The sequence below is a fragment of the Pseudomonas xantholysinigenes genome (genome assembly GCF_014268885.2).
GTDB classification, from domain to species: Bacteria; Pseudomonadota; Gammaproteobacteria; order Pseudomonadales; family Pseudomonadaceae; genus Aquipseudomonas; species Aquipseudomonas xantholysinigenes.
The window spans coordinates 1,560,680-1,580,523 of the sequence record NZ_CP077095.1 but is presented as its reverse complement, the minus strand read 5'-3'; the positions used below and the strand labels follow the sequence as shown (position 1 = coordinate 1,580,523).

20 protein-coding genes and 1 tRNA gene are annotated in these 19,844 nt (G+C 64.7%); 8 read left to right on the top strand and 13 right to left on the bottom strand.

Going from position 1 to position 19,844, the window contains the following annotated elements; all coding sequences use genetic code 11:
* Positions 1-10: 10 nt before the first annotated feature.
* Positions 11-385 (bottom strand): AprI/Inh family metalloprotease inhibitor, encoded by a 375-nt coding sequence (locus tag HU772_RS07195; RefSeq protein WP_186656128.1) that lies wholly within the window; start codon positions 383-385, stop codon positions 11-13.
* Between the two features lie 54 nt (positions 386-439).
* A complete protein-coding gene (locus HU772_RS07190) occupies positions 440-1,897 on the bottom strand; it encodes a serralysin family metalloprotease (protein ID WP_186656126.1) in 1,458 nt (485 codons plus the stop codon).
* A 443-nt stretch (positions 1,898-2,340) separates the two neighbouring features.
* On the opposite strand from HU772_RS07190, the gene HU772_RS07185 reads away from it, so the two are divergent.
* Positions 2,341-2,718, top strand: coding sequence for a hypothetical protein (locus HU772_RS07185; RefSeq protein WP_186656123.1), 378 nt, complete (start codon positions 2,341-2,343; stop codon positions 2,716-2,718).
* 252 nt (positions 2,719-2,970) lie between these two features.
* On the top strand, positions 2,971-5,103 hold the full coding sequence (locus tag HU772_RS07180; RefSeq protein ID WP_186656120.1) for a TonB-dependent siderophore receptor: 2,133 nt from the start codon (positions 2,971-2,973) through the stop codon (positions 5,101-5,103).
* Between the two features lie 259 nt (positions 5,104-5,362).
* On the opposite strand, the gene HU772_RS07175 is transcribed toward HU772_RS07180, so the two are convergent.
* Positions 5,363-5,452 (bottom strand) — tRNA-Ser (locus HU772_RS07175).
* A gap of 290 nt (positions 5,453-5,742) precedes the next feature.
* Here HU772_RS07175 and HU772_RS07170 point away from each other — a divergent pair.
* The 3 genes from HU772_RS07170 (at position 5,743) to HU772_RS07160 (ending at position 8,361) form a co-directional block, all read left to right on the top strand.
* On the top strand, positions 5,743-6,432 hold the full coding sequence (locus HU772_RS07170) for a crotonase/enoyl-CoA hydratase family protein (RefSeq protein WP_186656117.1): 690 nt from the start codon (positions 5,743-5,745) through the stop codon (positions 6,430-6,432).
* A gap of 138 nt (positions 6,433-6,570) precedes the next feature.
* Complete coding sequence (locus HU772_RS07165) at positions 6,571-7,290, top strand: lysophospholipid acyltransferase family protein (protein ID WP_186656115.1); 720 nt, start codon at positions 6,571-6,573, stop codon at positions 7,288-7,290.
* A 99-nt stretch (positions 7,291-7,389) separates the two neighbouring features.
* Positions 7,390-8,361 (top strand): magnesium and cobalt transport protein CorA, encoded by a 972-nt coding sequence (locus HU772_RS07160; protein ID WP_186656113.1) that lies wholly within the window; start codon positions 7,390-7,392, stop codon positions 8,359-8,361.
* A 97-nt stretch (positions 8,362-8,458) separates the two neighbouring features.
* Here the strand turns inward: HU772_RS07160 and HU772_RS07155 are convergent, their stop codons facing one another.
* Positions 8,459-9,181 (bottom strand): amidotransferase, encoded by a 723-nt coding sequence (locus HU772_RS07155; protein ID WP_186656111.1) that lies wholly within the window; start codon positions 9,179-9,181, stop codon positions 8,459-8,461.
* Positions 9,182-9,709: 528 nt separating this feature from the next.
* Here HU772_RS07155 and HU772_RS07150 point away from each other — a divergent pair.
* Complete coding sequence (locus HU772_RS07150) at positions 9,710-10,522, top strand: cytochrome c (protein WP_186656109.1); 813 nt, start codon at positions 9,710-9,712, stop codon at positions 10,520-10,522.
* Between the two features lie 12 nt (positions 10,523-10,534).
* Here the strand turns inward: HU772_RS07150 and HU772_RS07145 are convergent, their stop codons facing one another.
* The 4 genes from HU772_RS07145 to HU772_RS07130 form a co-directional block, all read right to left on the bottom strand.
* Positions 10,535-10,867, bottom strand: a complete 333-nt coding sequence (locus tag HU772_RS07145; protein ID WP_186656107.1) for a ribonuclease E inhibitor RraB — start codon at positions 10,865-10,867, stop codon at positions 10,535-10,537.
* Positions 10,868-11,051: 184 nt separating this feature from the next.
* Complete coding sequence (locus tag HU772_RS07140) at positions 11,052-11,288, bottom strand: hypothetical protein (protein ID WP_186656104.1); 237 nt, start codon at positions 11,286-11,288, stop codon at positions 11,052-11,054.
* A gap of 139 nt (positions 11,289-11,427) precedes the next feature.
* Positions 11,428-13,503, bottom strand: coding sequence for an LTA synthase family protein (locus HU772_RS07135; RefSeq protein ID WP_186656101.1), 2,076 nt, complete (start codon positions 13,501-13,503; stop codon positions 11,428-11,430).
* 204 nt (positions 13,504-13,707) lie between these two features.
* On the bottom strand, positions 13,708-13,899 hold the full coding sequence (locus HU772_RS07130; protein WP_186656092.1) for a PLDc N-terminal domain-containing protein: 192 nt from the start codon (positions 13,897-13,899) through the stop codon (positions 13,708-13,710).
* A 125-nt stretch (positions 13,900-14,024) separates the two neighbouring features.
* Between HU772_RS07130 and HU772_RS07125 the strand changes: the two genes are divergently transcribed.
* On the top strand, positions 14,025-14,963 hold the full coding sequence (locus HU772_RS07125) for a ZIP family metal transporter (protein ID WP_186656089.1): 939 nt from the start codon (positions 14,025-14,027) through the stop codon (positions 14,961-14,963).
* A gap of 177 nt (positions 14,964-15,140) precedes the next feature.
* On the opposite strand, the gene HU772_RS07120 is transcribed toward HU772_RS07125, so the two are convergent.
* Positions 15,141-15,671 carry a hypothetical protein gene (locus tag HU772_RS07120; protein WP_186656086.1) on the bottom strand — a complete coding sequence of 177 codons (531 nt, stop codon included), beginning with the start codon at positions 15,669-15,671 and terminating at the stop codon, positions 15,141-15,143.
* A gap of 60 nt (positions 15,672-15,731) precedes the next feature.
* On the bottom strand, positions 15,732-16,253 hold the full coding sequence (locus HU772_RS07115) for an ankyrin repeat domain-containing protein (RefSeq protein ID WP_186656084.1): 522 nt from the start codon (positions 16,251-16,253) through the stop codon (positions 15,732-15,734).
* A gap of 267 nt (positions 16,254-16,520) precedes the next feature.
* On the opposite strand from HU772_RS07115, the gene HU772_RS07110 reads away from it, so the two are divergent.
* The gene (locus tag HU772_RS07110; protein WP_186656080.1) at positions 16,521-16,793 is read left to right on the top strand and encodes a DUF3509 domain-containing protein; all 273 of its coding nucleotides are present in this window, start codon (positions 16,521-16,523) and stop codon (positions 16,791-16,793) included.
* Positions 16,794-16,871: 78 nt separating this feature from the next.
* On the opposite strand, the gene HU772_RS07105 is transcribed toward HU772_RS07110, so the two are convergent.
* The 3 genes from HU772_RS07105 to aroC form a co-directional block, all read right to left on the bottom strand.
* Complete coding sequence (locus HU772_RS07105; RefSeq protein ID WP_186656077.1) at positions 16,872-17,408, bottom strand: oxidase; 537 nt, start codon at positions 17,406-17,408, stop codon at positions 16,872-16,874.
* Positions 17,408-18,562, bottom strand: a complete 1,155-nt coding sequence (locus HU772_RS07100) for an MFS transporter (protein WP_186656074.1) — start codon at positions 18,560-18,562, stop codon at positions 17,408-17,410. Before HU772_RS07100 ends, HU772_RS07105 begins: the two co-directional genes overlap by 1 nt.
* A 116-nt stretch (positions 18,563-18,678) precedes the next feature.
* Entirely contained in the window at positions 18,679-19,770 is a 1,092-nt protein-coding gene (aroC, locus tag HU772_RS07095; RefSeq protein ID WP_186656070.1) for a chorismate synthase, read from the bottom strand.
* Positions 19,771-19,844 lie beyond the last annotated feature (74 nt).

Genomic DNA, 19,844 nt, shown 5'->3' with positions numbered 1-19,844 from the left:
CAGGGCGGGGTTATTTGGCCTGGCGCTGGAGCACCAGTTGCGTACCGTCCGGACGGGTCCAGGCATAGTGCCCGCCGTCACGACTGAAGTGCACCACGCTGCTGCCGTCGCCCCCCACCAGGGCCAGGGTATCGGGCGTTACCAGCCAGCTGCCGGGGCGCAGGCCCAGCAGGTCGCGGGCACAGTCCAGGTCACCTTCGATCTCGCCTTCGCTGGCGCCCAGGTGCAGGTTGCACACCGGCGTCTGCTGCGCGTCGGGATAAAGCGTCCAATCACCGGCCAGTTGCGCCGGATTGGGGAGTAACAGGCTGCTCGCCATACCTACCTCGGTCATCGCCATCAGGGTGACCGCGCCGAGCGCGATCGTTCGCAAATTCGCTTTCATTCACCGGCCTCGTCGGGCAAAAAGGGGCAGCGCAAGCGCCGCCCCTTCGTTGCATCAGACCACGATGTCGGTGACAGCGGCCTGGCCAACGGTGGTCACCAGGAAGTCCGCCGAGCTGTTTCCGGTGAAGTCGATGGACAGGCTGCCCAGGTTGGTGGCCTGGTCGTAGGTCAGCAGCGCCTCGCCGGCATGCCCGGTAAAGGCGTTGACGAACTGCAGCGGCAGCTTGTTCACGGCAAAGGCCGAGATGGCCGACAGGTCGATCTTGTCCACACCCGAGGTGAAGTCCATGATCCGATCCGGCGCCGCCTTGGTCGAGTCGCTGATGGCCGCGTACACAAAGGTGTCCGAGCCAGTGCCGCCCCACAGCTGGTCGGCACCGCCGCCGCCGTAGATGATGTCGTTGCCGGCACCACCCTTGAGCACGTTGGCCAGCGCGTTGCCGATCAGCAGGTCGTTGCCCGAACCGCCAATGGCGTTCTCGATGGTCACGCCCTTGGCGATGGACACGTTGCCGACCATGCCGCCAACGTCGGAGAACGACGCCTCGTTGAGGTTGATCTTCTGGTTCTGGGTGAACCCGGAGAAGTCGAAGGTGTCGTTGCCGCCACCGTCCCACACCGAGAACACCAGCTTCGACGAGGCCGAGGTGGCCGAGTAGAAGTCGCGATCAGCGGTGGAGTTGAAGCCGTAGGTGGTGTCGCCGGCACGGGTGGCGTAGTTGGCGCCGTAGAGCTTCTGGATCGCCAGGATGTCGTCCATCAGCGGGGCCGAGGCGTAGTACTGACCGCCGCCCTTGATGAAGTTCTGGCCGTTGTTGCTTTCGCTCCAGTAGCTCATGACGCTGTAGCCGCGGGTGTCCTGGGCGTAGTCGGCGTCACGGTAGGTCGGGTTGCCCTCGCCGGCGTTGTAGTCGCCGGGGTGGGACAGGCCGAGCACGTGGCCGATCTCGTGGGTCAGGGTCTGGCGGCCGTAGTTGCCGGTGCCTGGGGTGATGTTGACCTGGTAGCCGCTGTTGATCAGGTACCAGGACTCGCCCTTGTGCGAACCCGGGGTATCGAACGGCAGGTAGGCGAACGCCGCGCCGCCATTGCTGGCGCTGAAGTTGCCGAAGGTCATGTGACCGTCACCGCCCGAGGCGGCCTCGGTGAAGGTGACCTTGGCCACGTCCGACCAGGACTGCATGGCGAGCTTGGCCTGCTCTTTCTGCAGGTCGCTGAACTGGCTGAAGGTACCGAGCTTGCGCGCGGTGAAATCGCTCGGAGCCTTGGTCAGGAAGGTGTAGCTGAGGCTGATGGTGCCGTCCTTGTTCAGGTCTTTCCAGTAGGCGCCGTCACGCAGGATGTGATCGGCGGCCTGGTCGGCCGTGAAGGACTTCTTGCCATTGATATTGGCGCCGCCGCGATCGTACTGGTGGGCAAAGCTATCGATCAGGCCGAAGGACGAACTAGGCCCCTTCGGTTGCAGTGCGGAGACGGCAGAAGCAATAGCGTTTTCTTTGACTTTCGACATGCAGGTTACTTCCTTGTTTAACAAAAAAGCCGTTGATGTCAGACAGGCGTTCTCCCACCTGGCGAGAACGTCCTGTCACTCGCCCTTATGAGGCGCAAAAAAACTGACACAAATTGAAACTTCATGTCCAGCACTTTTTGACGTCATTTTTTCGTTTTCGAAAATTCATCTGTGCCGCACTTATTTGCGCAAACTGCGATGGATCAGCCGCACCGCCTGAAACCATTAGTTCCAGTCATGTGCGGCGGATTATTTATATAACCAATCGAAGTTTACTTATGAAAACGCGACTTGCGCCTGGTGTTCATTCGCGCCGCCTCGTTTTGGCGACACCGCATGCGGCAACTGGTCACACGACCCTCCGTCGCCTGCCCGTTGACTTGCAGTACCGCCAGGCGCTCAGTAGGCGTTGGTCAAAAGCCCCTTCCTGACAGGACGACACAATGACAAGACTCACGGTGCAATCCGGCGATTTCTTGCAAGGTGAAGGCGAGTATCGCAATGGAGCGCTCACTCTCAAGACCCCACGCAGCCCCTCGCCCGGAGAGCGTATTTCGCTGACGCGGATCAAGGACCTGAAGCTGGCCAACCTCGAGACCACCCGCAGCCTGGGCAGCGCCCTGGGCTGGGGGGTGGCCGGCGCGCTGGTGGCCGGGCCGGTCGGCCTGCTCGCCGGGCTGCTGCTCGGCGGCAAGGAGGACGAGGTGACCTTCCTCGCCACCTTCAAGGATGGCCGCAAACTGCTGGCCATCACCGACGGCAAGACCTGGACCAAGATCGACGACAGCTGGCGCCGCCAGCAACGGCCGATCGCGGCCTGAATCGCGACCGGCGTCGTTCGTATCCAACGTATTGGCCTTTGCGCCAGCAAGCCTGCTCCTGCAGTGACCACGTAGCCCCCGAGCCACGCATCGTCGCTGTGGGTGCGGGCTTGCTCGCGCTGGGGCGGTAGCGTTGCGCCCACGCTTCCAGCCATCCCCTGAAAGGCCCGGCAGCCTGCTACCATGGCGCCCTTTTGCCCGTCCGACAGCTGCCGACCGATAACGGCGCGTCCGCCTTTCAAGGAGCCCTGCATGACCCCGCTTCGCCCTCGCCTGCCCCTTGGCCTGCTCGGCCTGGGCCTAGCCCTGCACAGCAGCCAGGGCCTTGCCGCCGACAGCGTGACCCTGGCCCCGGTGCATATCTCGCAGGTGCAGGACGACAGCGGCTACCAGGCCCGCGAAGCTCAGATCGGCGGCCTGCACAGCGCCCCGCTGCTCGACACTCCCGCTGCGGTCAGCGTGTTCAACCGCCAACTGCTCGACGACCGCCAGGTGCGCAAGCTCAGCGAAGTGCTGCAAAGCGATGCCTCGGTGGGCGATAGCTACGCGCCGATCGGCTACTACGAGAACTTCAACGTGCGCGGCTTCGAGCTCAATGCCGCCAGCAGCTACCGGATCAATGGCCAGACCATCGCCGGCGAGCAGAACGTGGCGCTGGAGAACAAGCAGCAGGTGGAGTTGCTCAAAGGGCTGTCCGGGCTGCAGAGCGGCGTGTCGGAGCCCGGCGGGCTGGTCAACTATGTGACCAAGCGCGCCGAGGACGTGCGCTCGATCACGGTTTCGAGCAACGAGCAGGGCGAACGCTACCTGGCCACCGACCTGGGCGGCTGGTTCGGCGCCGAGCGCCAGTTCGGCCTGCGGCTGAACCTGGCCCATGAAGACATCCGCTCCTACGTCGACCATGCCGACGGCAAGCGCGACTTCGCCGCCGTGGCCTTCGACTGGCAGATCAACCCGGACGCGGTACTGGAGCTGGACGCCGAGTACCAGCACCGCGAGCAGTTCTCGGTGCCAGGCTACCAACTGCTCGGCGGCAGCCAACTACCCCATGGCGTCGATCCCAAGGACCACCTGGCCTGGCAGTCCTGGGCCAAGCCGGTGCAGAACGACTCGCTGAACCTTGGCGGGCGCTTCAAGTACCAGTTCAACGATAACTGGAACGGCACCTTGAGCGCGTCGCGCAGCAAGGTGGTGATCGACGACTACAGTGCGTTTGCCTGGGGTTCGAGCGAAGGTGCCTTCTTTGGCGGCAATGGCGACTACGACATCTATGATTTCCGCAGCCCCGACGATACCCGGCGGATCGATGAGGCACAGGCCACGCTCGATGGACGCTTCGATGCCTTGGGTGTAAGCCACGAACTGACCGTGGGTACCAGCGCGCAACGCCGCACGCTGGATCAGCGGCCTGGCTACAACGAATGGCGAGGCCCCGGAAACATCCACGCCGGCGCGCCCGCACTGCCTCCTTCGGACAAGCCGATTCGCGACAGTGAACGCCGACTGGACAGCCGCCAGTACGGCCTGTTCTTCAGTGACCACATCACGTTCAACGAGCACTGGCAGACTGTAATCGGCGCCCGAGAAGTACGCCTGGACGAGAAAACATGGAAGGAGACCGGTGAAGCCGGCCGTCATACCCGGCAATACCAGCTACTGCCCAACGCCGCCCTGATCTACAAGCCACAAGCGGACACCACGCTGTACGCCAGCTATTCGAAAGGGCTGTCGGCGGGAGGCACGGCGCCCTGGTATGCCAGCAATGCCTTCGAAATCCTCGCCCCCACCCTGTCGCGCCAGCTCGAAGTCGGCATCAAGCGCGACTGGCAGGGCATGAGCTTCACGGCCGCGCTGTTCCAGATCCGCCAGGCTTATCAGTACGCCCGCCCCGAGGCGAACACGGCGCCAACCTATGTGCAGGCCGGCCAGCAGAAAAACACCGGCCTGGAGCTCGGCGCCAGCGGCTGGGTCACCTCTAAGCTGCAGATCCAGGCCAGCGCCGCGGCAATCCGTGCCCGTGTGCAGGACAGCGACACCGACGCCTACGAAGGCCACCAGGCGATCAACGTCCCGCGCCTGCGCGCCGCGTTGCAGGCCGACTATGCCCTGCCGGTACCAGGCCTGGCACTGCTCGGCGGCGCCCGCTACAGCGCCAGCAAGTACGCCAGCCAAGCGGGCAATGTCGAGGTCGGCGGCTATACCGTGTTCGACATCGGCAGCCGCTACCGCACCCAGATCGGTGGCTACGACACCGTGCTGCGCCTGACCGTCGACAACTTGTTCGACAAGCGCTACTGGCGCGACGTGGGCGACTACCTGGGCGACAACTACCTGTTCCAAGGCGCGCCGCGCACGGCCAGGCTATCGGCCTCGGTCAGCTTCTGAGGTCGCCCCTCCCGTGGGAGCCAGCCTTGCTGGCGAAGCAGAACCGTAAGCCATTGATTTAGCTGGGCCTGTGGGAGCGGGCTTGCCGGCGGAGCCGGTGCCAGGCACCCCAGCGCCTGCTTCGCGGGCAAGCCCGCTCCCACAGGGGTAGCAGTTCTCTCGCGACAGCCCAGCCCCAAAGGGCTGGGCTACTTCCTGCAGGAGCGGCGGAAAACAAAAAGCCCCCGAACCTTTCGATTCGGGGGCTTCTCGTAGAATGTGGCGGTGAAGAAGGGATTTGAACCCTTGATACGATTTCTCGTATACACACTTTCCAGGCGTGCTCCTTCGACCACTCGGACACTTCACCGTTTTCTCTGCAAGCTGTTCAGCCTGTCGAGGCGCGCTAATTTAGTAGAAGCGCTTTCCTTTGGCAAGTATTTTTTTCAGAATTTTCATGTGCTTAAGCCAGTCGATAGAAAAACACGGCCAATCAAGGCGATGCTGCCATTGTGCCCAGCGCTTTTCCCCACGCCCAGGCCCCTGCCCCGTTGGCGCAAGGCGTGGCGCCCTGGCGCTGACCGACCAGTCAGTCTTGACGCTTTACCTGGCCATCCGGGCTGGGTAACGTCGTCGCCACGCCATCCAAAGGACTCTGCCATGAGCGAGCTGATTACCTACCACGCCGAAGACGGCATCGCCACCCTGACCCTGAACAACGGCAAGGTCAACGCCATCTCGCCGGATGTCATCAACGCCTTCAATGCCGCGCTCGACCGCGCCATGGAAGAGCGCGCGGTGGTGATCATCACCGGCCAACCGGGCATTCTTTCCGGCGGCTACGACCTCAAGGTGATGACCGCCGGGCCCAAGGAGGCCGTCGGCCTGGTCACCGCCGGTTCCACCCTGGCCCGTCGCCTGCTGTCGCACCCGTTCCCGGTGATCGTCGCCTGCCCCGGCAACGCCGTGGCCAAGGGCGCCTTCCTGCTGCTGTCGGCCGACTACCGCATCGGCGTCGAAGGGCCGTACAAGATCTGCCTGAACGAAGTGCAGATCGGCATGACCATGCACCACGCCGGCATCGAGCTGGCCCGTGACCGCCTGGGCCGCGCAGCCTTCCAGCGCTCAGTCAACAATGCCGAGATCTTCGACCCGCAGGGCGCCCGCGAAGCCGGCTTCCTCGACAAGGTGGTGGCGGCCGAGCAATTGCAGGAAACCGCCCTGGCCGCAGCCCGCGAACTGAAGAAACTGAACATGCTGGCGCACAAGAACACCAAGCTGAAAGTGCGCAAGGGGCTGTTGGAAGCCCTGGACGAGGCGATCCTGGCCGACCAGAACCACCTCGGCTGAGCCTCTGGGCAGGCTGTGTAGGAGCGGCCTTGCCGCTCCTACAAAAAGCCATGGCCACGCCCATAGGCCACACCAAGGTTTGCCCCGGCCAGTGCACACCCGTACACTGCGCGGCGACTGTCTGGTGTGAGTCGTACCATGCTCTATCTGCTTCGCATGCTCCTGCTGGCGCTGCACTTCCTCTTCGTCGGTGCCGTCGGCCTGGTGATCGGCCTGCTGCGTCCGTTCAATCCCGACAACAGCCGCCTGTTCGCGCGCCTGTACAGCGTGCCCGCCGCCTGGTTCATGCGTATCAAGGTCAAGGCCGAGGTCGGCCCGCTGTGGGACCAGCCGCCCGGCTGCGTGATCATCGCCAACCATCAATCCAACTACGACCTGTTCATCCTCGGCCAGGTCGTGCCGCGTCGTACCGTGGCCATCGGCAAGAAAAGCCTGGGCTGGATCCCGCTGTTCGGCCAGCTGTTCTGGCTCGGCGGCAATGTGCTGGTGGACCGCAAGAACGCCTACCAGGCACGCAAGGCCATGCAGGCCACCACCCGGACCCTGCGCGACGACACCTCGATCTGGATCTTCCCCGAGGGCACCCGCAACCCCGGCGAGCAGTTGCTGGCATTCAAGAAAGGCGCCTTCCACATGGCGATCGAAGCCGGCGTGCCGATCGTGCCGGTGTGCGTCAGCCGCTATTCACAGCGCCTGGGCCTGAACAGCTGGCGCCAACGCACTGTGATCGTCCGCTCGCTGGCGCCAATCGCCACCGCCGGCCTGAGCCAACAGGACCTGCCGGCGCTGATCGAACAGTGCCGTAGCCAGATGCAGCATTGCATCGACCATATGGAAACCGAGCTGGCGCAGCACTGACGCCGCGCGCCTGCGCGCAATTCTTCACGTGCAGGCGGTTGCTCCGCGCCGCGACACAGACCAAGCTGTCTGGGTGTTCAACCAGACAAGCGGACAACCATGGGTCGAGTCGTCGCGGCGGCGGTGTACAGCGCCGGCAGAAAAGTCACCACTATCAATATCGACGAAGGCGCCGAATGGGCCCGCAAGCCTGGGCATTTCGTCTGGATCGGCCTGGAAGAGCCCAACGCCGAGGAACTGGCCAACCTGCAGCGCCAGTTCGGCCTGCACGAACTGGCCATCGAGGATGCCCTGGAGAAACACAGCCGGCCGAAGCTGGAAACCTTCGGTGACGCGCTGTTCATCGTCACCTATTCCCCTGTGCGCCACGAAGGCAAGCTCGAATTCATCGAGACCCACATCTTCGCCGGCAACGGCTACATCATCACCTGCCGCAACGGCCATTCGAAATCCTACGCCCTGGTGCGCCAGCGCTGCGAAGCGCGGCCATTGCTGCTCGAGCATGGCGAGGACTTCGTGCTGTACGCCCTGCTCGACTTCGTCACCGAGAACTACCAGCCGGTCAGCGAAGCCATCCATGGCGAGATCGAGGAACTGGAGCAGAGCGTACTGAGCAACTCGCTCCAAGAGGAGGACATCCAGCGCCTGCACAGCCTGCGCCGCGACATCCTGCGCCTGCGCCGCTATGTAGCGCCGATGGTCGAAGTCAGCGAAGAACTGCAACGCCTGAGCTTCCCGTTCATCGACAAGAACATGCGCCCGTATTTTCGCGATGTGCAGATCCACGTGACCCGGCAGATGGAAGACCTCGCCGGGATTCGCGACATCGCCAGCCAGACCATCGAGATCGGCATGCTGCTGGAGGCCTCGCGGCAGAGCATCACCCAACGCAAGTTCGCGGCCTGGGCGGCGATCCTGGCCTTTCCCACGGCAATTGCCGGGATCTATGGGATGAACTTCCAGAACATGCCCGAGCTGGGCTGGCACTACGGCTACTTCGCCGTGCTGGGGGTGATCGGGCTGGGCTGTTCGGGGCTGTACTACAGTTTCAAGCGCTCGGGCTGGCTGTAGGGGCGGGGCCTGGCACCGGCTGCGCCGGTGTTCGCGGCGGCCCGACAAGCCCGCTGTCACAGCGCTGGCTTGTCGGACCACCGCAAAACGGCTTAGGTCAGGCGTTGGCCTTGGGTTGCTGGACGAAGCGCAACATCCACTCCCCCACCAAGTCCCCCTGGTGCTCGGTAGCCAGGCTGGCCACGGCCTTCTCGTAGACCTCGTTGCCCAATGATGCCTGCCGCGCATCGAGCAGCGCCCGCGAGTAGTCGTGGACGAACTCCGGATGCCCCTGGAAGCACAGCACCTGGTCGCGAATGTGGTAGGCGGCGTTGGGGCAGAAGTCGCTGGAAGCAATCACCGTGGCGCCCTCGGGCAATTGCGTGACCTGATCCTGGTGGCTGATCAACAGGGTCAGCTCGGACACCTGCGGGTCCATCCATGGCGCGTGGGCGGCCAGGCTGTAGCGGTGAATCCCCACGCCCCAGCCCTTGTCGGCGCGCTCGGCCTTGCCGCCCAGGGTCAGGGCCAGCAACTGGTGGCCGAAGCACACGCCCAACAGCTTCTCGCCCCGCTCGTAGAGCTTGAGCAGGTACGCCTTGAGGGTCTGGATCCAGGGATCGTCGCCGAACGAGTCGGCCTTGCTGCCGGTCACCAGGTACGCATCGAAGCGCTCGCCCGCGGCCGGATATTCGCCGTTCATCACGTTGTACACGTCAAACTCGGCGGCGATCGGCTGGCGCGAGAACAGCTGCTCGAACATCCTGCCGTAGCCCTGGTACTGCGCGACCAACTCCGGACGCAGGACATCGGTTTCAAGGATGCAGATGCGTAACGACATAGGGGTAGTCCTGAACGACATGTGGGTGGGATTTGCTGTAGAGACTGACGCGAAAAACCAGTACAAGCAAGTAGGATATCCGGACGGACGGTAGGCCCTGTAACCCTTGGTAACCCTGGGCGCGCACTCGTCTAGCCCAAGTGCGCCAGCGGAGTGGCCAGTGGCCTTTAAGCATTCGGCAATTTGCCAGTGTTTGCTTAGAACAAAGGGTTCTGAATCAGGGATGACGCGGGCCCTACTGTTGGTTGTATATCCACCTACATGAGGCAAGCAGGTTCGGCGCTTCAGCAGGCCACTGCGATCGACCCGACGCGCGACAAGGAAGCCAAGGGTTATTCAGGAATAACAACAATGAAGGCGGTCCGCCATGTTCAGACAATCGAAAGTACGCCAAGCCGGGCTCATTCTCTTCGCCACGACGCTGCTGCTGATCCTGCCCAACCTCTCGCGGTTGTTCGGCTGAAACGCCAGTGGCCGTGGCCGCCTCTGCGCAGGTAATCTGCCAGCCCTGACGGTTGGAGATCGCCCATGCGCCTGTGTCTTACCCTGCTCTGCCTGCTGCTTGCCCTGCCATCGTCGGCGGCGCAACTGACCCTGGAGCTCAGCACGGGCACCCGCCACTGGCAAAGCGAGCAACTGCTAACGCACCCGCAAGCTCGCGATCTCAGCGTGGAGCAGGACGTCGCCTACAAGCGCGCCATGCATTACCGCGCCGTTCCCCTGGCCGCCTTGCTCGAGGGCGTGCAGCCGGGTGATCACCTGCAAGCCGTGGCGCTGGATGGCTTCGCTGCGGAAATGCCCGCCAGCCCCCTGCTGCAGATGGACCCAACCCAGGCCCAGGCCTGGCTGGCCATCGAGGACCCCAAGCAGCCCTGGCCGCCCCTGGCCAAGGGCAAGCCCGGGGCCGGGCCGTTCTACCTGGTGTGGCGCAACCCTCAGGCCAGCGGCATTCGCCCCGAGCAATGGCCGTTTCAGATCGCCACGATTCGCCGCCTGCCGCCGGTCGAGACGCGCTTTCCCGCCCTGCTGCCCGACCCGGCGCTGGCCGCGGACAGCCCGGTACGCCAAGGCTTCGCCCTGTTCCAGCAGAACTGCCTGGCCTGCCATCGGCTCAATGGCGCGGGCGATGCGCAATTCGGCCCGGACCTGAACCTGCCGCACAACCCGACCGAGTACTTCCAGCCGGCCTTTCTCCGCCAGTACATCCGCGACCCGCAGAGCCTGCGGCATTGGCCGCAGGCACGGATGCCCGGGTTTGCCGCCCAGGTGCTGAATGAACAGGAGCTCGATGCCTTGCTGGCCTACCTGAGGCATATGGCCGGGCGCAAGGCCCAGCCATAAGAGCTGGGCCCGCTAGGCGATCGGCCGCTCCTGCTTGACGCCCCAGCCCTCGACCTCGCCGCCATAGGGCGAGACGACACGATCGAAGGCCTGCTCGAAGGCGCCGATGCCGCCATGGGTGGCATACATGACCTTGCTCAGCTCCAGGTGCCAGGCGCCGTCGTCACGCTCGCTCACCTGGGCGTTGAGGGATTCGCCGCGAAACTGCCCCGCCGCCCGGCGCGCGCCGGATTCGTCGGGGAACACGGCATAGAACTCGATGGGATGGATGCGGGTGAAGTCGAAGCCGCCAGCTTTCATCTGGCGCAGGACGCTGCTGCTGATATCGTCGTTCGAGCTGCTCATGAAACGTCCTCCTGCAAAGCAATGGATAGACTTTCCGTGCACAACGCACCTGCCTGGCAACAAGGTCATGCCTGACATTACGAGCGGATTGCGAGACGCGAATGAAAACGGCAGCGGCCCGCAGAGAAGACCGACGCCTTGTTGCAGCGTAGTGCCGATGCAGGCAATACGCCAGACCCGCCCTTCAGGGCGCTTCGTCGATGGTGGTGATGATCACGCCGTTCTGCTCCTTGAGCCAGCGCGCCGTGGGAGAATAACTGCGGTCCTGGAAGTCGTTGAGGTCCAGCTCATCCATCAGCGGGAACAGGCGCGAGCGTATCGCCCGCGCCGCGTCTTCCTCGCTGGGGCGCTGCTCGGCACTGAGCAGCAGGGTTTGCGGTTCGCCCTTCTGGTCGGCGTAGCGGACTTCCCATGCTTTCATCGATCAGCCCTCGCTGGAAACGGTGAATGACACTCCGTACTAGGACCATGGACGCTGGGCGATGTTCAGCCGCGCACATGAAACCGCATGAAAAAAGCCCGCCGGTCAACGGCGGGCTTGTTCAGTGCAAGCGGCTGGCCTACTTCGGCGTGCCGTGGACGACACCGGCAGTGTTGTCCAGCAGGCTCTTGGTCGCGGTCTGGATGAACGCCTCGAGCTTCTGCAGCATCTGCGCCTGGTCAGGGCTCTCGATCAGTTCGCCCTTGGGCTCGCGGCCGAGCTGGTAGCGGTACATGCGCGGGGTCATCTCCTTGGATTCGATGAGAATCCGATCGCCCTGCAGGAAGCCAACCACCTGCTCGCTGCCCGACGGCTTGATCATGCCCTCGCCCGGGTCGCCCGCCGGCAGGTTGAGCAGGTCACGCCCCCAGCACTGGTGACGGGTCTGCCCGCCGAGGCGGCCCATGATGGTCGGCACGATGTCGACCTGGGTGCCCACGGTATGGTTGAGCGCGCCGAACTTCTCCTGGATGCCCGGGGCGATCAGCAGCAGCGGCACATGGAAGCGGCCCAGGTCGAACTCGGTGATCTGCTGGTTGTTGCCAAAGCCGTGGTCGCCGACGATGACGAACAAGGTGTCCTTGAAGTACGGCTCCTTGCGCGCCTTCTCGAAGAACTGGCCCAACGCCCAGTCGGAGTAGCGCATGGCGGTCAGGTGCTCGTCGAGGCGACCGTGGCCGGTGACCTTCTCCACCGGCAGGTCCTTGGGCAGCGCGTACGGGGTGTGGTTGGAGAGGGTCTGCAGCAGCGCGTAGATCGGCTTCTTGCCATCGTGCTTGGCCAGCTCCTCGTTGCCGCGGTCGAACATGTCCTGGTCGGACACGCCCCAGGTCGGGTCGGAGAACACCGGGTTGACGAAGTCGTTGCGGCCGATGAAGGTGGTCATGCCCTGGTTGCCGAAGAAGCCGGACTGGTTGTCCCAGGCGAAGTCACCGTTGTAGACGTAGACGTCGTCGTAGTCGCGGGCACTGAGCAGCGCTGGCAGGCCAGACAGCTTGTGACCGCCTTCCGGGGTCTGCATCAGGTATTCGAAGCCTGGCAGGTTGGGGAAGCAGGCCATGGTGGCGAACATGCCCTGGTGGGTATGGGTGCCGTTGGAGAAGAAACGGTCGAACAGCAGGCCTTCCTTGGCCAGCTTGTCGAAGTACGGGGTGATGTTGGCATCGCTGCCCAGGGCGCCCACCGAGTGACCGGCGAAGCTCTCCATCAGGATCACCACGACATTCTTGATCGGCAGGGTATTGGCCGCCGGCGGCAGGAAATCACGGCGCACCGCGGCTTCGTCGGCATCGACCAGGGTGTCGTTGGCGGTCAGCAGCTGCTCGCGCACGGTCTGGGTGGCTAGCGGCTGCTCGAGCACCGGCTTCCAGATGTTGGCGCGGTCCTCGCCAAAGCGGCTCTTGGCCGCGTCGATCAGGGTCAGGGTGCCGTTCAGGCCGAGCTGGTTGACGAAGTTCGACTCGGTGGTGAAGGCATCGCCCCAGCGCATGGGCGGGCCCTGGCGCAGGGTGCCGCGGGCGGCGACCACCGCCACCAGCAGGACCACCATGAACACCGCCAGGCGGCCGTACCAGGGCGCGACCTTGGCGCTGCCCGCAACCTGGGCGGCGCCGTTGCCACGGGTCAGGCGGTCGATGCCCTTGAACAGCAGGCTCAGCAGCCAAGTGCCGAACAGCCAGGCCAGCAGGTAGCGCACCACCGGGAAGCCGTACCAGAGCATGCTCAGCACGGTCTTGGGGTCTTCCTTGATGTACTGGAACACCAGGCCGTTCAGGCGCTGGTGGAACTCGCGGTAGAAGTCCATCTCCATCAGGCCGAGGAACATCACCACGCTCGAGGAGAGGGTCAGCCAGAAGCGGAACAGGCCGCGACGCGCCATCAGCCAGGGGCTGAGCAGCGCCAGCAACAGCGGAATACTGATGTACACCGCCACGCGCAGGTCGAAGCGCAGGCCGTTGAGGAAGCCCTCGGCGACCGTGGCGTAGGGGGTTTCGCCGATCATGTCGCTGTTGTAGACCAGCAGCGCCAGGCGCACCAGGCTGAGCATCAGCATGATCACCAGGCCGCTGAGCAGCGTGTAGGCCAGGTGGGATTTCAGGGTCGGCGAGAACGAGCCTCGCACGCCCTGTTGCTTCAAGGCGTCCGTGTTAGCCATGAATGGAGAGGTCCTAGGATTGCGGTTTGCGGGAAGGCGAGATCGCCTACAGCCTCGGCGTCCGGGCCGCCAAGGGGGCCGCGGGACCAAGGCCGCATTGTGCGGCGCGAATTTTCAAAAATCGAGTGTGAAAATTTTGTCGAGAGCAGCTTTTCAGCGCGGGCGTGACGCGGGCACGCGGCAACGAACCCGCTGTCGCGCCACTCAGATGCGGATATTGCCGCGCGGCCCGGCTATCGCCCAGATGATCAGCCCCAGCACCGGCAGCAGCACGATCAACAGGATCCACAGCACCTTGATGCCAATCTCGGCGTTGCTTTTGAGCACGTTGAGGACTGCCCAGATGTCCAGGGCGAGGATGATCAGCCCGACCAGACCATTGAAGGTGGAACCCATGTCGCCACTCCCGTGCGATGTGCCTGGGCACAGCATAGCCGTCTATGACCACGATAGAAGGGAATCCTTGGCCAGGCGCGCCGGTCACTGGCTAGACTGCTGTCATTCATTGTCCTGAGGTCCGCATGCCCCCTGCCCACGCCCACAGCCCTGCCCCCGTCTCCCTGCTCAGCGCCTGGCGGCAACAGGCGCTGGACACGCCCTGGCTCAGTGCCGGCCTGGCCCTGAGCCTGCTGGCGATCATCGCCCTGCTGCTGGCCAGCATCTGGAACGCGGTCAATGGCGACCATGCCGACAACCTGCACCTGGCCATGCTCGGCGGCCTCTCCGGCTTTGGCGCCACCGCCCTGGGCGCGGTGCTGGCGGTGATCCTGCGCGATATCAACGCCCGCACCCAGGATGTGATGCTGGGCTTCGCCGCCGGCATGATGCTCGCCGCCAGTTCGTTTTCGCTGATCCTGCCGGGCCTGGATGCCGCCCGGGAGATCACCGGCAACGGTCCGGCGGCGGCCTTCACCGTGGTGCTGGGCATGGGCCTGGGCGTGCTGCTGATGCTCGGCCTCGACCGCTTCACCCCGCACGAGCATGAAAGCACCGGCCCCTGCGGCCCGGAGGCGGAGCGCCTGAGCCGGGTCTGGCTGTTCGTGCTGGCGATCACCCTGCACAACCTGCCGGAAGGCATGGCCATCGGCGTGAGCTTCGCCAATGGCGACCTGAATATCGGCCTGCCGCTGACCAGCGCCATCGCCATCCAGGACATCCCCGAAGGCCTGGCCGTGGCCCTGGCCCTGCGCGCGACCGGGCTGTCGAACTTCAAGGCGGCCCTGGTGGCAATCGGCTCCGGGTTGATGGAGCCACTGGGCGCCGTGATCGGCCTGGGGATTTCCACCGGCTTTGCCCTCGCCTACCCGATCAGCATGGGCCTGGCGGCGGGGGCGATGATCTTCGTGGTATCCCACGAGGTGATCCCGGAAACCCACCGCAACGGCCACCAGACCGCGGCGACCCTGGGCCTGATGGGCGGCTTCGCGGTGATGATGTTCCTCGATACCGCGCTGGGTTGAAGGCCTACGATGCCCTTCGCGGGTAAACCCGCTCCCTATCGAGCATCGCCAGATCCCTGTGGGAGCAACTGTCTTGCTCAACTGCTAAAGCTAGCGCGGTCCCACAGGTGTGGTGCATGCCCTGAGGTCGGCGCGGTCACTGTGTGGGGTGTACCCGCGAAGAACCCAACATCAAGTTCAGACGTGCACCGCCACCTTCAGCGCCTCCAGCGCCGGTTCCACCTTGATCCCCAGCGCCTCGCCCAGCTCCAGCACCCGGGCCAGGTCGTGCTGGCCGACCATCACCATCTGCAGCTCATCGTCGAGCAACTGGCTGAAGTTCAGCAGCACATAGCCACCGGCCTCCTTGTTCAACGCGCCCATCTGCACCTGGATGCGGTTGAGCGCGGTCAGCGCCTCGGTACGCGCCAGCTGCTTGGGCTTGAGGGTGAACGGCACGCTCTTGTCGAACGAGTCGCTGATCTGCTGGAACAGATCCTGGTAGCTATCGGCCTGGAACAGCACGGTATCGGGCAAGCTGCCGACCACCACCCATTCGCCCAGGGCGAACGGGAAGCTGTCGTCGTAGTTGATGTCCGGGTTGGCGGCGAGGAAGGCGGCGGGGTCGGCGTAGGCCTGGGCGGCTTCGTCGGCGATGCGCTCGATGTCTTCGTCGCGCATGCAGCCGGCGCCGACGAGGCGGATGAGTTCGAGCAACTGGTCTTTCATTGGGGGCCCTGCGCAATGGCGTAAAAGGCGCCAAGGATAGCCGCAAACGCCCCCCGGCCGTTAGCCGACCTGCGCCTCGAGGCGGTTGGCGGCATCCACCGCGCCCATGGTGCGGGCGGCCATCAGCGCGGTGGCGCCGGCGGCATCGCGGTGGCTAGGGTCGGCGCCCTGGGCCAGCAGGTAGTCGATGATCTCCAGGCGGTTGAACATGGCCGCCAGCATCAGCGCCGTGCGGCCATCGGCGGCGGCGGCGTCCACCGGCACACCGTGTTCGAGCAGCAAGCGGATCATTGCCAGGTCGCCCTTGAAGGCGGCACCAGCGATGGGCAACTGGCCGTTGTCGTTGGCAATCAGCGGGTCGGCGCCCTGTTCGAGCAATACCCGCACGGCGTCATGATGGCCGTGGTAGCTGGCCAGCATCAGCAGGGTATCGCCCTTGTGGTTACGCAGGTCGGCCGGCAGGCCACCGCTGAGCAGGCGCGCCAGCATTGGCGCATCGCCGCGACGAGCGCGTTCGAAGACTTCCTCGGCAAAAGCGGCGGATTCCTCGGCGGTCATGGGGGTGGGCTGTTGGTCGGACATCGGGAACCTCCTGGTAATGGCGTGGGGCCCAGTGTTGGTCAGGCAGCCCCCAAGGGTCAAAGGTTCAGATTCTATGGGCGGCAGAGAGCCAGCCTATCGCCGTGCAAATTGCACTGCGCAAAATGCACGACCATGCAGAATGCAATACACCATCACACTAAACTTAATGTAACTAATTGATTTTAAAGGGTTTTAAATACAAGAAAGCCTGGCACGGTCGCTGCAACACTCAACCCACGTCTGCCCACACAACAGTCAGGAGTTGATATGGACCTCATCCAGGAAAAATTCGCCTCGGTGTTCGCCGCCTACCAGGTCGCCACTCAATCCCGCCCGGACGGCGGCATCCTGCTGACCCTGCGCGCCGCCGACGGCGTGGTGACCCGCCGCGTGCTGTCGTACGCACAGCTGCACAGTGCCGAACAGCTGTCCTGGGCAATCAGTGCCATCCGCCGCGACCTGGCCGAGCAGGCCAGCGAACTGCCCGTGATCTCGAGGTTGCAGAGCCAGCAGCGCTTCGCCCTGCCGACCTACCGCTGATCGCGGTCCCCCTTCGCGGGGCGCGCCCTCTCCACCAACGGACTGCGTGGTGAGGGCGCGCCCCGCGAGCCATTTCCCTCAGAGCTCGTCGAGCCCCAGGAACTGCCGAGCAGCGGCATCGCCGGTAAAACGTGGCTGCACGCCTTGTTCGCTGGCGAACAGGCGCAACGCCAGGCAGAACGGGTTGTCGCCCAGGTCCAGCCAGCGGCGGGTGCCCGCAGGCACCACCAGCAGGTCGTCCTTCTCGCACAGCACCGCGTAGACGAAGCCACCCAGGCGCAGGCTGACCTGGCCACGACCGCTGATCACGGCGAACACTTCCTCGCTGTCATGCACATGCTCATCGCGCAGGTCGGCCTCGCTCGGTGCCTCGCCGTCACGGCTGAACACAGCGAAGCTGGCGCTGCCATGCGCGGTCATCAACTGGTCCAACGCTACGCGGCAGGCATCCAGCACGTCCTGGGCGCCGCTACCGGGGCGCAGGCGCGCGCCGGATTGCCAGCGGCCAAAGCGCACGCCCTGCTCGGCCAGGGTCGCGGCAATGTCGTCGTGGTGGGTCAGCACCTTGTGCGGCAGTTCCGGGCTGGACGGGTCGAATACGCTGAGGATGCTCATCAGGGGTCATTCCTGCTTTGGTTAAGACAAAGGGCAATGATAACGGCTGCGGCCAACGCCGCGACGCTGGCCATACCAAAGGTGAAGTGCGGGCCCAGCAGTTTCCAGCTGTAGCCCGAATACAACGCGCCCAGCGCGCCGCCGGTGCCCGACAGCGCCGCGTACAGCGCCTGGCCCTGGCCTTGCTGGCGGGCGCCGAAACTGGCCTGGACGAAGGCGATGCTGGCGGCGTGGAAGCAACCGAAGGTCGCGGCATGCAGCACCTGGGCGAACACCAGCAGCGCCGGCACCTGCGCCAGGTTGCCCAGCAGCAGCCAGCGCACGGCGGCCAGCAGGAAACTCGCCAGCAGCACCTGGCGCACGGAAAAACGCGCGAGGATGCGGCTCATGGCCATGAACACCAGCACCTCAGCCACCACCCCCAGTGCCCACAGCAGGCCGATCGCACCGCGGCTATAGCCCAGGTGCTCCAGGTGCAAGGTAAGGAAGGTGTAGTACGGCCCGTGGCTCAGTTGCATCAGCGCCACGCAAGCGTAGAACGCCAGCACCCCAGGCGCCCGCACCTGCCCGAGGAAGCCTCCGGCCCCTCGGCGCTGGGCATGCTCCGGGGGCTGCGCGTTGGGCACCCACAGGCTGGCGGCGACGATACCGGCCATGATGATCACCAGGGCCAGCGGGTAGATGTCCAGGCTCAGCCATTCGAACAATCGGCCCAGGCCGACCACGGTAAGGATGAAACCGATCGAGCCCCATAGCCGCACCTGGCTGTAGCGAGCGGTCTGGCCGTGCAAGTGGGCCAGGGTGATCACCTCGAACTGTGGCAGCACCGCGTGCCAGAAGAACGCATGCAGGGCCATCACCAGCGCCAGCCAGGCGTAGCTCTTGCCGAGGAAGATCAGCGAGAAGGCCGCCAGGGTCGACAAGGCGCCCAGACGCACGATCAACAGGCGCTGGCCGCTGCGATCGCCCAGCCAGCCCCACAGGTTGGGCGCCACGCAGCGCATCAGCATGGGGATGGCCACCAGCTCGCCGATGCGTGCCGGGGAGAAGCCCAGGTGGTCGAAGTACAGCGCCAGGAACGGCGCGGTGGCGCCGAGCAGGGCGAAGTAACAGAGGTAGAAGCTGGACAGGCGCCAGTACGGGATAGGGGGCATGGGGTGGGCCTTGTGTGAGCCTGCACCGGCCTGTTCGCGGGTAAACCCGCTCCCACAGGTACAGCATGCTCTTTGTGGGAGCGGGTTTACCCGCGAACAGGCCGACCCTGGCTAAGTCAGAGCTGGCCCAGTACCGGGGTGTTCACCTTAACTTCGGCATTCTGCGCCCGGTGACGCAGCAGGTGGTCCATCAACACGATGGCCATCATCGCCTCGGCGATCGGCGTGGCGCGGATGCCTACGCACGGGTCGTGACGGCCCTTGGTGATCACCTCGACCGGGTTGCCGTCGATATCGATCGAACGGCCCGGGGTGGTGATGCTCGAGGTCGGCTTGAGCGCCAGGTGGGCGACGATCGGCTGGCCCGAAGAAATACCGCCGAGGATGCCGCCGGCATTGTTGCTGAGGAAACCTTCCGGCGTCAGCTCGTCACGGTGCTCGGTGCCGCGCTGGGCGACGCTGGCGAAGCCGGCGCCGATCTCCACGCCCTTGACCGCGTTGATGCTCATCAGCGCGTGGGCCAGTTCGGCATCGAGACGGTCGAAGATCGGCTCGCCCAGCCCCGGCATCACGCCTTCGGCGACCACGGTGATCTTTGCCCCGACCGAATCCTGGTCGCGGCGCAGCTGGTCCATGTAGGCCTCCAGCTCCGGGACCTTGGCCGGGTCAGGGCTGAAGAAGGCGTTGTCCTCCACCGAGTCCCAGGTCTTGAACGGGATCTCGATCGGGCCGAGCTGGCTCATGTAGCCACGCACGCGGATACCCTGGGTGGCCAGGTACTTCTTGGCGATCGCGCCGGCGGCCACGCGCATGGCCGTCTCGCGCGCCGAGCTGCGGCCACCGCCACGGTAGTCGCGCAGGCCATACTTGTGGTGGTAGGTGTAGTCGGCGTGGGCCGGGCGGAACAGGTCCTTGATCGCCGAGTAGTCCTTGGACTTCTGGTCGGTGTTGCGGATCAGCAGGCCGATCGAGCAGCCGGTGGTGCGGCCTTCGAACACGCCGGAGAGGATTTCCACCTCGTCCGGCTCCTGGCGCTGGGTGGTGTGCCGGCTGGTGCCGGGCTTGCGCCGGTCGAGGTCGTGCTGCAGGTCGGCCAGGGTGATTTCCAGGCCGGGTGGGCAGCCGTCGACAATGGCGACCAACGCCGGACCATGGCTTTCGCCTGCGGTGGTGACAGTGAACAGCTTGCCGTAGGTATTGCCGGACATGGACGCTCCGCGAGATCAGCCTGAAATGAACGAAAGCGGCCAGTATACGGAAAACCTCGGGGGTTGCGAGGCCC